We start from the raw sequence: 11,804 nt of genomic DNA, 5'->3' as shown, positions 1-11,804 counted from the left end.
CGTCACTTGGCCGGCCTGCCGTCCGCCGAAGGTCTGATCTTCGGCGGACGGCCATCACAGTGCGCGCAACTGGCCGCCATTCATGATCAGGGTCTGGCCGGTCAAGAAGGCGGCATCGTCCGACGTCAGGAAGGACATCGCGCCGACCAGGTCGCCAGGCGTGGAGGGACGCTTGATGGCCTGGGCCTGGGCCGACAGGTCGAACATCTTGCCGTCTGGGAACATGGAGAAGGTGTTGGGCGTCTTGGTCAGGCCCGGCGCGATGGAATTCACCGTTATGCCGCATTCCCCCAACTCGCTGGCCAGCGCCCGCGTCAGTCCGATGACGGCCCCCTTCGAGGCGATGTAATGGGCGAAGCCGTCGATCACCAGCCCGACCGTGTCGGAGGAGATATTGACGATGCGCCCGTAGGCATGACGCTTCATGGCCGGCACGAAGGCGCGGCAGGTCAGGAAGAAGCTCTCCACATTGATGGCCATGACCCGCCGCCATTGTGCCAGCGTGATCTGCTCCAGCGGTTCGCGCGGGGTGAAGCCGACATTGTTGATCAGGATGTCGCAGCGGCCGAACCGCGCCAGCACCTGCGCCGCCAGCGTCTCCACCGCCGCCTCGTCCGTCATGTCGAGGCGGGCATAGTGTGCATCGCCGGCGCCGAGATCTTTTAATGCCGTTTCGAAACCCTGGATGTCCTGGCGGTCGGCCCCGACGACGATGGCGCCCTCAGCGGCCAGACGCTCGGCGAAAGCGCGGCCGATGCCCTGGGCCGCACCTGTGATCAGGGCGACCTTGCCCTGCTTGTTGCGATGAAGCGGTGTCACGCTGTTTCCTCCCGTCTCTTTATGTTCCGTCTCTTTATGTTCAAGGTCGGCGCAGGAAGGCATCGACGAAGGCCAGCAGCGCCTCGGGCTTTTCCTCGGCCGGATAGTGGCCGCAATCCTCGATGACCAGCGAAGTCACATCGTCGGCGATGCTGCGCCATTCCCGTTCGACCCCGTCGCCCACGCACAGGCGCCCGGCGAAGGTCGCGACGGGATTGGTGATCTTCGGTCCGGTCCGCCACGCCTGGTTCTGCGGAATGCTGATATCCAGGGCGCGGTAGAATTCGAAACTGGCGCGCAAGGCATCGGGATCGCGCAGCAGATCGATATAGAATTCCTTTGCCGGAGCGGACAGGGCGTCCGGGCGCCCGGCCTTGGTGGCGAACTGATGGCCGAAATAGATATGCTCGCGGCCGGACACCAGCAATTCGTTGACCCCGCGCAACCGATTGAAATTGAAATGCGACAGCAGGTCGCTGGGAAACCGGTCCGCCGGCAGCAGTGGCGGGGAAGCTGAGACGCCCGGTATCGTGGCTTCACCCACGATCAGACGGCGCAGCCTCTGCGGCGCGGTCCGGGCCATGGCGAAACCGGTCCACATGCCGATGTCGTGTCCCAGGAAATCGAATTCCCCATATCCCAGCGCATCCATCAGCGCGAACATGTCCAGCGCCTGGCTGCGGCTGTCATAGCCGTCCATCGGTCTGTCGGAAAGGTTGACCCCGCGAGGGTCGGCCACCACCAGCCGCCGGTGCCCGGCCAGGGCCGGCATCAGGTGACGCCAGGCGAACCAGCATTGCGGCCAGCCGGCCAGCATCAAAAGCGGCGGCCCATCGCCGCCCTGGACGACGTGATGGCACAGACGGCCGCTATCCACCCGGACGCTGGTGAACAGGTCGGTGAAGCCGGGCGGCAGGTCGGGAACGCCGGTGACCGTCCCCTTCCCCGTGACGGGCATGGTTTTGCCGGTCATTGAACACGCTCCTCGCCGGAACCGGGCAAAAGCACCTCGAAATCATCGAAGCACTCGCCCTCGCCATAGGTGCCGCCGAACAGGGCGACGGCATCGGCTGCCAGACGGACGTCGCCGGCCAGGAGACGCATTGCGTCGTCGCTGTACCGATAGCGGAAATGCACCAGCGGTCGACGTTCCGCGCCACCCAGCCCGGCCAGCATCGTGCCCCGCAACTCCGGCGCGTCCAGCAGCAGCGAAGGTGCCGCGATGGTGACGGACAGCATGCCGAAATGGCCCGTGAAGCGTACGGCGCCCGCGAAGGACAGATCGTGCGCGCCGGCGTCCAAGGCAAAGTACAGCCGGTCGCCGTCGGCCGGCCGGACACCGTCATCCAGGCTCAGGCGGCCATCGGGCAGCCGCGCCACATAGGCGGCAAAGGATCGCTTGATCGACCAGAGAAGACCGGCCTGGGCCATGGCATGCACTCCTGTCAGATCACCGGCGTCACCAGTTCGCCCAGCGGGCCGATCTCCATCCGGATGATGTCGCCGGGCGCCAGATAGGCCTTGTCCTTGCGCCCATGGGCGACGCCGGCCGGCGTGCCGGTGCCGATGATGTCGCCTGGGTAAAGCGTCATGATCCGCGACAGATGCTCGATGCATTGGGTGACGCCGAACACCATCTGGGCGGTGGACGAATTTTGCCGGACCTGGCCGTTCACCGACAGGCGGATGGGCAGGTCCTGCGGATCGGGCACGAACCGGGCGGGGACCAGATAGGGGCCGACGGGCGCGAAACCGTCGAAGCCCTTGTGCATCACCCAGTCGACGCCGATGGGCGGGCGCTTCTCGATCCAGTCGCGGGCCGAGACATCGTTGAAATTCAGATAGCCGGCAACGACGGACAGGGCCTCGGCGGCGGGCACGTTGGCGCATTCCACGCCGATGACCACGCCCAGTTCCGCCTCGTAATCCATCATGGCGACGCCCTGGGGCGCCTTCACGGGGGCGCCGGAGCCGCGCAGGGTGTTGTTGTGCGGCTTGATGAAGCTGAACGGGTATTTCGGCACCATCGGGATCGGCATCTCGTTGATGTGATCATGATAGTTGGCGCCGATGCAGACCAGCTTGCCGGGCACCGCCACGGGCGGCAGGAACTTCGCGTCCGTCGCCTGGATGGCGTCAGCGAAGGCATCGGCGGCCGGCAACGCGGCCTCAATGGCGGCCGACCAGCGGGGCCAGTCTGCCAGCAGCGGGCCCAGGCCGGTCAGCGGACCCGGCGCTTCGCCCAGGATGGCGGCGACGGGAACCAGCCTGCCTTCTTGCTCCACGACGGCCAGCGGTTGCCCGGCATGGGAGATCACGGCCAGGCGGTAAAAGCGGCTCATGGCATATCCACTTCGTTCGTTCGGGGCGCACGCATCCTTCCGCCCCGTTGCCGGGGCGGTCGGACAGGCGCCATGCATGGGTTCAAATGGTTCAGCCGGCGGGGACGAAGCGCAGGGGCAGCCGCTCCACCGACAGGCGCGGCCAGGTATGGCGCTGGATCGGGCCGGCCAGTTCGAAGGATTTCGTGCGCTTCAGCAGTTCTTCCAGCGTCATCTTCATTTGCATGCGGCCCAATGGTGCGCCGAAGCAGGTATGCATGCCGCGTCCGAAAGCGAAATGCTGGCGGCGCGGGCGGTCCAGGATGAACTTGCCGGGGTCCTCCCAGCGGGCCGGGTCCAGGTTGGCCGACCCGTAGTTCAGGAAGACGGATTCCCCCTTGCGGATGGTCACGCCCGCCACCTCCACATCGCGGGTGGCCTTGCGCGGCATTTCCTGCTGCGGGGATTCCAGGCGCAGGCCTTCCTCCACCGCGTCGGGGATGCGGTCGGGATTCTCGCGCAGGAACTGCTGGATCTCCGGCTCGCGGGCCAGACGCAGGACGATGTTGCCCATGCCGCTGGCCGCCGTCGACTTGCCGGCCAGGATGATGGCCATGACCAGCTGGGTGATGGTGAAATCATCCAGCTTCTGGCCGTTCACCTCCTCCGTCACGAAGCCGCTGATCACGTCGTCGGACGGGTTGGCGCGGCGTTCGGCGATCAGGCCCTGGATATAGGGGAAGACCCGCATGACCAGTTCCTGCGGCAGGTCCTTGCCGGCCCCCACGGTGCCGGCCCCCGTGGCCTCCTCCATCTCGCGCGACCAGTCATTGTAGATCGACCAGTCCTCCTTCACGCGCAGGAAGCTGCACAGGGTGCGCATGGAGAGCTGATAGGCGTATTCCTGGGAGAAATCGGCCGTGCCCCGGGCGATCATCCCGTCGATCAGGTCGACGGCCACGGGGCGCATCTTCTCTTCCATCGCCTTGATGGGGCCGGGCATGAAGAACTTGTTGATGACGCGGCGATAGCCCGTGTGTTCCGGCGGATCGACCATCAGCGGCAGGATGCGCGGCGCGCCCTCCGGCACGGTGACATTGCTGAAGGTGGCATGGTCGGTGGCCGCCCGCTCGATCTCGGCGGCGCTGAAGATGCCCCACATGTTGTTGCCGCCGCCCTTGCCTTGCATCAGGGCCACGGGCGCGCGCGACAGCAGGTCCGCATAGACGCGGCCGCCGTCCCAGTCCCGCCCGTCGGCCAGCGCCTCGAACGCCTCGGTGGGCCGCCAATTCTCAACCATGCTTTTCCTCCCGACGAAACTTGTTAAAGTGTATCCACATTTGTTTTTGACTGTCCAGGAGATTCCGCAAATCTGTGCGGATATCCCGGATCAGTATAAGGGATTGTGTATCCCGATGACGCCTCAGCGCCCGGCCGCCGCCCGCAGATGCGGCAGCATGGCGCGCAGTTCCGCCACGAACAGGCCGGGCTGTTCCCAGGCCGCGAAATGTCCGCCGCGCGCCACGATCGTGTAATAGGCCAGGCGCGTGAACCGTGCCTCCAGCCAGCGGCGGGAGGCTAGGATCGTCTCTCCGGCGAAGCCGCTATAGGCCGCGGGCAGTTCGACGGGCGGCGGCGGAGCCGGCGGCATGGCGCGGCGCAGTTCCCAATAGAGGCGTGCGGCCGAAACACCGGAATTGGTCAGCCAGTACAGCATGATCCCGTCCAGCATCCGGTCCATGGACAGGGCCCCGGTGACGTCGCCCCCATGGTCGCTGGTCTCGCTGAACTTCTCGTACATCAGGGCGGCCAGGCCCACGGGGCTGTCGGCCAGCATGTAGCCGATGGTCTGCGGCCGTGTGCTCTGATGCTCGAAATAGCCAGACTGCTCGGCGAAGAAGCGCTGCGCCCGGGCCAGCCAGGTCCGTTCCTGCGCGTCGGCCGCCGCGATCTCGGCCGGCGTGGGCTGGAAGAAGGACATGTTCAGGTGGATGCCCAGGCAGCCGGGCGGGCGCATGTGGCCGATGGCCTCCGCCACGGCGCTGCCCAGGTCGCCGCCCTGGCAGACCCAGCCCTCATAGCCCAGCCGGGCCATCAGCGTGGCGTAGGCGGCCGCGATGCGCCCGATATGCCAGCCGGTGCCCGCCGGCTTTCCGGAAAAGCCGAAGCCCGGCATGGACGGGATGACCAGATGGAAGGCCGGCGCGCCTTCGGCGCCATGGGCGGCGGGGTCCGTCAGGGGACCGATGCAGTCCAGGAATTCCAGCACCGATCCCGGCCAGCCATGGGCCAGCAGCAGCGGCGTGGCATCCGCGTCCGGCGAGCGGACATGGATGAAATGGATGTCGACGCCGTCGATCTCCGTCCGGAACTGTTCCAGTTCGTTCAGGCGGGCCTCGCACCGGCGCCAGTCATAGCGAGTCAGCCAGTTCAGGTGCAGGGCCTGCATGGCGGCCAGCTTCGGCCCCTGGCTGTCGTCGGTCACCGTTTCCGGTCCGGGCCAGCGCGTGCGGCGCAACCGGTCGCGCAGATCGTCCAGTTCCGCATCGGCGATCCGGATCTGGAAGGGACGCAGGGCGCTCATGATGCTTTCTCCACGGGCGGTTTCCAGCGCCGCAGTTCCGTCGTCCCCTCATAGGGTTGCGGCGACGGGAAGGTGATCAGTTCGATCAGGGCGCCGAACGGGGCCTTCAGGAAGCAGAAGCGGTTGCCGGGCCCACTTTCGTTCGCGATCAGGTCCCAGGGCTGGTTCAGCAGTTCCGCGCCGGCAGCCACGGCCCGGTCGATGGCAGCCTGCATGTCGTCCACATAAAGGGCGACATGCTGCCAGCCGGTGTCGCAGCCGCGCAGAGCCGGGCGCGGCTCGGCCACCTGGTCGTACTGGAACAGCTCGATGCCGGGACCGTTGGCCATCCTGTACATGCGGATCACGGCGATGCGCAGGCCCGGCGGCCCCTGCATCATATGTTCCACGGCCAGCCCCTCGAAGGGTGGCATGGTCCGGTTCAGTGTTTCATAGATGAACTGCGCGCCCAGCCCGTCGATCAGGAAGCGTTCGGCGCTGGCGATGTCCGGCACGGTCAGGCCGATATGGTCGATGCCGCGGATGCTGTTGGCCGTCATGTCGTTCCCCTGGGTCTTCACGGGTGCGCGAACAAGGGGGCGAGGTCGATATAGATCCACAGCCGGTCAATCAAGGCCGCCTCGTTGCGGCGCAGATGGCTGGCCACCGGCAGCGGCACCTCGCGCCCGCCGGGCAGGATGTAGGTGACGGTGGCCAGTTGCACGACCCCCTCACCATCGGTGAAGCGCGCATGCGCCTCGTGCCGCATCCCGGTCAGGTGGGTCAGGAAGGCGCGCAGCCCGTCGCGTGCCTCCTCCCGCGTGGTGGCGGGGGGATTGTTGGCGAAGCGCATGTCGATACGCTCGGCGAAGGAGGCGGCCAGCGCGTCGGCATCGCAGGCGTCCGCCGTGCGGAAGAAGGCCGACACCCAATCTTCCGCGCCGGCGGGTGCCGACGCGGTGTACGTCCCGTTGGTCATGGTCCGCCCCCTTACAGCGTGCCGGCCAGCTTCATGGCGCGGACCTTGGCCAGGGTGGCGGCGACGGCGCCGATATAGTCGCCCTTCATGCTCTCGCCATGGTCGCGCTCCGCCTGCGAGCCCTCGGGGCAGCCGGGGAAGACCAGGCCGAAGGTGAAGGTCAGCAGCAGGCCGTTGTCCGACGTGCTGATGGTGTTCTCGATGAAGCCGCCGCCGTCCATGCGCTCGAAATGCACCTGGGTCGGCGCGCGGAACAGGATCTTCTCCTGCACCTGGTGGCCCTTGAAGATGACCTCGCGCAGCAGCCAGCCCTTGCCGCGCTCCAGCACCTCGCACTTGGCCATGCCGGGCACGAAGGGCAGGGCGTTCTCGGCCTTCATTTCCAGGCCGCGCCAGACCTCCTCCTGCGTCAGGATGATCTCGGCCCCTTCGGGGTTGACGGCGATGGCATGGGACAGGGTGAACATGGGCTTCCTCCTTGGATGGATTGTCTGGTTCAGGCCGGGGCCTGCTCGTCGGCCTTGGTCGTCAGGCCGATGCCCCAATGCGTGGCGGGCACCTCGGTCAGGATGACGCGCACGGATTTCTCCGGCACATCCAGCGCGTCCATGGCCGCCTGGGCCAGGCCCCGCATCAGGTCGCGCTTCTGCCGGTCGGTGCGCCCGGAGATGATCTGCACATTGATCAGCGGCATGGCGGCACCTCCTCAGCTGTCCGGCGCGATGGTGACGGTCAGGCCGTCCATGCCGTCGCCGAACATCACCTGGCAGGCCAGGCGGGAATTGGCCTTGCGGTTGTCGGCGCTTTCCAGCAGGTCGCTTTCCTCCTCGCCGGGACCCGGCAGCAGGGCGGCGAATTCCTCGTCCACGAAGACGTGGCAGGTGGCGCAGGACAGGCAGCCGCCGCACAGCGCCAGCAACTCGTCGATCCCGGACGCGCGGATGCTCTCCATGATGCTGACGCCGGCCTCAGCCTCGACCTGGTGAATCTGTCCGTCGCGCGTCCTGACATTCAAAACGGCCATTCGTTTCCTCCCCTTCGTGTCATTTGCCCAGGCGGCCGGCAAGTGTCGCCACATGCTGCCCCAGGAAGCGGGCGCCATCCAGGTCCGCGGCACCCGGCTGGCGGCTGCCATCGCCGTCGGCGACGGTGGAGGCGCCATAGGGCGAACCGCCCTTCACCGCCTCCAGGCCCATCTGGCCCGTGAAGGAATAGGGCAGGCCGGAGATCAGCATGCCGTGATGCAGCAGCGTGGTCAGCATGGAGAACAGGGTCGTCTCCTGCCCGCCATGCTGGGTGGCGGTGGACGTGAAGGCGGCGCCGATCTTGCCGATCAGGGCGCCCTTCATCCACAGCCCCCCGGTCTGGTCCCAGAACTGCGCCATCTGCGCCGGCATGCGGCCGAAGCGGGTGGGGGCACCCACGATGATGGCGTCATAGTCCGGCAACTCGTTGATGTCGGCGACGACCGCCGTCTGCTCCAGCTTGAAGCCGGCGCCGCGGGCGATGTCGTCCGGCACCGTCTCGGCCACGCGCCGCAGGTCGGCGACGGCGCCGGCCGCGCGGCACCCTTCCGCGACGGCGGCGGCCATCGTCTCCGTGTGGCCATAGGTGGAATAATAGAGGACGAGGACCTTGGTCATAAGGGCTCCGCTTGGATTGGGGGGCGGGGCGCCAGATGGGCGCGGGGATCGGTAAAAGTGGACACACTATTGATGCGCGACGAGTTCTTGTCAATAAGACTTATACGTCCTTTTCTGTAGCTGCCAGGAGAGCGGACGGCAGGCGATGCCAGCCCTTGACGTCGGCGGAGCCGCCGGTTACGTTCCGATCATGACACTCGAACCCGCCATCTTTCAGCCCATTGACAAGGCCGACAAACGCCGCACGGCGGTGGAAGTGTATGAAAGTTTGCGGGAATCGATTCTGTCCGGCGACGTGAAGCCCGGTACCATCCTGTCCCAGGTGGAGGTGGCGCGGGTCTTCGATGTCAGCCGTACGCCCGTGCGCGAGGCGATGCGCATGCTTCAGGAGGGCGGGCTGCTGGTGGGGGAACCCAACCACCGCAGTCGGGTGGTCGGCTTCGACCCCAAGGATATCGAAGCGCTCTATATGAAGCGTGTCCTGCTGGAGGCGTTGGGCGTGGCCATCACCACCCGGCGCATGACGCCGCCGCTGATGGCCCGGCTGGAGGAGACGATCCGCGGGCTGGAGAGCGAGGAGAGCCACCGCGATTTCGAATGCTGGCGCACGCTGCACCGCCGTCTGCACCAGCTGATCGTGTCGGAATCTGGTTCCTCCATGACGGAGGATCTGGCCGGGCTGGAATTGCGGTCGGCCCGCTACCAGTCCGCCAACAAGGGGGCGCATCTGCCCGGCTGGTGGCAGCGCGGGGAGGCTGAACATCGCAGCCTGTTCGATGCCATCGCCAAGGGCGATGCGGCGCTGGCCGGCGAGCTGGCGGCGCGACACTTGGCGCGCACGGCGCTGGAACTGCTGGCGGCGCTGGCGCCGGAATATGACACGGCCCGCCTGCGCGACAGCCTGCATTTCGCCATCGCCGGCGCGCGCGGCGTCGCGGTGGCCGACGGGCGGCGTTGACGCGCGCCTGACGGTGGGCTGTGCGTCCCACGGGTGCCGTCCATGGCCGCGTCCGCTTCCCTGCTTGCGCCTTTCACCCCGCTGTGGGGGCATGGGCACCGTCTTCGCGGTTTTCTCCAACCGTCACCCCGGCCTTCGCCGGGGTGACGGTTGGAGAAGCTGAAATCTGGTGCCCATGGCCTCCCACCGGCCCTTCATCGGGATGAAGGGGAAGGGCAGTCGCCCCCATTACCTCCATCCCATCACGCCTTTCATAAGTGCGTACACTTTCAGCTTGCGTCACGCCGCAATAGGACGTATACATCCCAACAGGCCCTGTCATAGGAAAGATGTTTCAATGGCCTTTTCCAGTGAGACCCGGCATTTGCGGAACTATGTCGGCGGCTGCTTCGTGGATGGCGGCCGGCCCTTCGATGTGGTCGATCCCGCGACCGGTAAAGTGCATGCAATTGCCTATGAGGCGAACCGCCCCATCGTCGATGCCGCCGTGGCCGCCGCGCGCCGGGCGGTGGAGGGGGAATGGGGGCGGATGACTCTGGCGCGGCGGCGTTCCATGCTGGTCGCCGTGGCCGAGGGGATCGAGAAGCGGTTCGACGATTTCCTGGCGGCCGAGATCGCCGACACGGGCAAGCCGCACGGCCTGGCCCATCACCTGGACATTCCCCGGGGTGCTGCCAATTTCCGCGTCTTCGCCGATGTCATCGCCAACCTGCCCGCCGAAAGCTTCGAGATGGACACCCCGGACGGGGGCAGGGCGCTGAACTATGCGGTGCGCCGGCCGCTGGGCGTGGTGGGTGTGATCTCCCCTTGGAACCTGCCGCTGCTGCTGATGACCTGGAAGGTGGCGCCGGCTCTGGCCTGCGGCAATGCCGTGGTGGTGAAGCCGTCGGAGGAGACGCCGTCCACCACCACCCTGCTGGGCGAGGTGATGAGCGCGGTCGGCATGCCCGACGGCGTGTTCAACGTCATCCACGGCTTCGGCCCCGACAGCGCCGGGGAGTTCCTGACCAGCCATCCCGGTGTGCGTGCCATCACCTTCACGGGGGAGACGCGCACCGGTGCCGCCATCATGCGCGCAGCGGCCCCCACGGTGAAGGCGCTGTCCTTCGAACTGGGCGGCAAGAACCCGGCCGTCGTCTTCGCCGACGCCGACCTGAATGCGGCCGTGGCCGGCCTGTCTCGGGCGGTGTTCCTGAACACGGGCCAGGTCTGCTTGGCGCCGGAGCGGATCTATGTGGAGCGGTCGGTGTTCGATGCCTTCGTGCGCGGCATGAAGGCCCGGGCCGAGGCGCTGAAGCCCGGCCTGCCAGAGGAGGCGGGTGTCGATTTCGGGCCGCTCATCTCCGATGAGCATCGCCAGAAGGTGCTGGGCTATTACCGCATGGCCGTGGAGGATGGGGCGCAGGTGGTGACCGGCGGCGGCATCCCGGCCCTGTCGGGAGAGGCGGCCGGCGGCTTCTTCGTGGAGCCCACGTTGTGGACCGGCCTGGCCCATGACGCCCGCGTCTGCCGGGAGGAGGTGTTCGGCCCCTGCGCCGCCATCATCCCCTTCGACAGCGAGGAGGAGGCGGTGCGCATGGCCAACGATACCGAATACGGGCTGGCGGCGTCCATCTGGACCACGAACCTGTCGCGCGGCCACCGCGTGGCGGCCGCCATGGAAGTGGGCATCTGCTGGGTCAACAGCTGGTTCCTGCGCGACTTGAGGACGGCCTTCGGCGGCGCCAAACTGTCGGGCGTGGGCCGGGAAGGGGGCGTGCATTCCGTCAACTTCTATTCGGAGCCGACCAATATCTGCATCCGGCTGTAATACCTGATCCCGGTGAGTGGAATTTACCGGGATCAGGTTCGGCGGCGACTGCCGCCGCGCGGCATAGGCCGCGTAGCCAAAGCCCATGGATGTGGGCACCGGCGATTGAGGCCCGGGGATCGGCTAAGATCACCGGGACATGGCATAAGGCCGCAACCGAGGGAGGACATAAGAATGACGGAAATAGCCGAGGCCAGCCGCGAGAAGGTGGAACCGGTCCTGAAGACCCGCTTCTATTCGCACGCGACGCTGGAATGCAAGGACATCAGGCGTACCCGCCAGTTCTTCGAGGAATTCTTAGGATTCGAGACGGTGCAGATGGCCAACGTCTCCTTCTGGGCGCGCCTGGGTGGGGACCAGATCATCGTCGTCGTCCAGGGGCCGCGCAAGGCCGAGGGCGAGATGCCGTTCCTGAACCATAACGGCCTGGACGTGCCCACGGACGCGGACGTGGACCGGTCCTGGGAACTGGTGAAGGCCAATGCTGAGAAATGGGGCCTGCACAAGATCACCAAGCCCGTGGTCCAGCATGGCACCTACTGCTTCTATTTCTGGGACCTGGACGACAATGCCTGGGAGATCCTGTCCAACCCCAAGGGCGGATATTCCTGGGGCTTTGAGATGGGCGACCAGGAAGGGGCCGGCCATATGAGCCGCAAGTTCCAGCGCCCCAAGACCGGCGCCGATGCCGGCCCTGACGGGGAGGCGTGA

15 protein-coding genes are annotated in these 11,804 nt (G+C 66.7%); 3 read left to right on the top strand and 12 right to left on the bottom strand.

Translation table 11 applies throughout. From position 1 onward, the window contains the following. Positions 1–54 precede the first annotated feature (54 nt). The 12 genes from KBA48_RS08950 to wrbA all read right to left on the bottom strand — a co-directional run bounded on the left by KBA48_RS08950 (position 55) and on the right by wrbA (position 8,325). Positions 55–819 carry an SDR family NAD(P)-dependent oxidoreductase gene (locus tag KBA48_RS08950; protein WP_292905360.1) on the bottom strand — a complete coding sequence of 255 codons (765 nt, stop codon included), beginning with the start codon at positions 817–819 and terminating at the stop codon, positions 55–57. Between the two features lie 40 nt (positions 820–859). Continuing rightward, the gene (locus KBA48_RS08945; protein ID WP_292905358.1) at positions 860–1,792 is read right to left on the bottom strand and encodes an alpha/beta hydrolase; all 933 of its coding nucleotides are present in this window, start codon (positions 1,790–1,792) and stop codon (positions 860–862) included. After that, a complete protein-coding gene (locus tag KBA48_RS08940; RefSeq protein WP_292905356.1) occupies positions 1,789–2,250 on the bottom strand; it encodes an HtaA domain-containing protein in 462 nt (153 codons plus the stop codon). The genes KBA48_RS08945 and KBA48_RS08940 overlap by 4 nt, the downstream gene beginning before the upstream one ends. Before the next feature lie 14 nt (positions 2,251–2,264). Beyond that, positions 2,265–3,161, bottom strand: coding sequence for a fumarylacetoacetate hydrolase family protein (locus tag KBA48_RS08935; protein WP_292905354.1), 897 nt, complete (start codon positions 3,159–3,161; stop codon positions 2,265–2,267). A gap of 91 nt (positions 3,162–3,252) precedes the next feature. Then, complete coding sequence (locus KBA48_RS08930) at positions 3,253–4,440, bottom strand: cytochrome P450 (RefSeq protein ID WP_292905352.1); 1,188 nt, start codon at positions 4,438–4,440, stop codon at positions 3,253–3,255. A gap of 123 nt (positions 4,441–4,563) precedes the next feature. Further along, on the bottom strand, positions 4,564–5,724 hold the full coding sequence (locus KBA48_RS08925) for an epoxide hydrolase family protein (RefSeq protein WP_292905350.1): 1,161 nt from the start codon (positions 5,722–5,724) through the stop codon (positions 4,564–4,566). Continuing rightward, positions 5,721–6,263: a VOC family protein gene (locus KBA48_RS08920; RefSeq protein ID WP_292905348.1), complete on the bottom strand. Its 543-nt coding sequence runs from the start codon at positions 6,261–6,263 to the stop codon at positions 5,721–5,723. Before KBA48_RS08920 ends, KBA48_RS08925 begins: the two co-directional genes overlap by 4 nt. A 17-nt stretch (positions 6,264–6,280) precedes the next feature. Then, the gene (locus tag KBA48_RS08915; RefSeq protein ID WP_292905346.1) at positions 6,281–6,682 is read right to left on the bottom strand and encodes a nuclear transport factor 2 family protein; all 402 of its coding nucleotides are present in this window, start codon (positions 6,680–6,682) and stop codon (positions 6,281–6,283) included. 11 nt (positions 6,683–6,693) lie between these two features. After that, positions 6,694–7,149, bottom strand: a complete 456-nt coding sequence (locus KBA48_RS08910; RefSeq protein WP_292905345.1) for an SRPBCC family protein — start codon at positions 7,147–7,149, stop codon at positions 6,694–6,696. Between the two features lie 29 nt (positions 7,150–7,178). Next, the gene (locus KBA48_RS08905) at positions 7,179–7,376 is read right to left on the bottom strand and encodes a 2-hydroxymuconate tautomerase family protein (RefSeq protein ID WP_292905344.1); all 198 of its coding nucleotides are present in this window, start codon (positions 7,374–7,376) and stop codon (positions 7,179–7,181) included. A gap of 12 nt (positions 7,377–7,388) precedes the next feature. Further along, positions 7,389–7,706: a 2Fe-2S iron-sulfur cluster-binding protein gene (locus KBA48_RS08900; protein WP_292905342.1), complete on the bottom strand. Its 318-nt coding sequence runs from the start codon at positions 7,704–7,706 to the stop codon at positions 7,389–7,391. A gap of 19 nt (positions 7,707–7,725) precedes the next feature. Then, positions 7,726–8,325: an NAD(P)H:quinone oxidoreductase gene (wrbA, locus tag KBA48_RS08895; RefSeq protein WP_292905341.1), complete on the bottom strand. Its 600-nt coding sequence runs from the start codon at positions 8,323–8,325 to the stop codon at positions 7,726–7,728. 190 nt (positions 8,326–8,515) lie between these two features. Between wrbA and KBA48_RS08890 the strand changes: the two genes are divergently transcribed. The 3 genes from KBA48_RS08890 to KBA48_RS08880 all read left to right on the top strand — a co-directional run bounded on the left by KBA48_RS08890 (position 8,516) and on the right by KBA48_RS08880 (position 11,804). Then, entirely contained in the window at positions 8,516–9,283 is a 768-nt protein-coding gene (locus KBA48_RS08890; protein ID WP_292905340.1) for a GntR family transcriptional regulator, read from the top strand. Positions 9,284–9,620: 337 nt separating this feature from the next. Then, positions 9,621–11,093 carry a 2-hydroxymuconic semialdehyde dehydrogenase gene (locus KBA48_RS08885; RefSeq protein ID WP_292905339.1) on the top strand — a complete coding sequence of 491 codons (1,473 nt, stop codon included), beginning with the start codon at positions 9,621–9,623 and terminating at the stop codon, positions 11,091–11,093. 174 nt (positions 11,094–11,267) lie between these two features. Next, positions 11,268–11,804: a VOC family protein gene (locus tag KBA48_RS08880; RefSeq protein ID WP_292905338.1), complete on the top strand. Its 537-nt coding sequence runs from the start codon at positions 11,268–11,270 to the stop codon at positions 11,802–11,804.

The organism is Niveispirillum sp. (assembly GCF_017996735.1).
GTDB lineage: Bacteria > Pseudomonadota > Alphaproteobacteria > Azospirillales > Azospirillaceae > Niveispirillum.
Note: the sequence above shows the minus strand (reverse complement) of the source record. Positions and strands in the feature narration are given on the sequence as shown.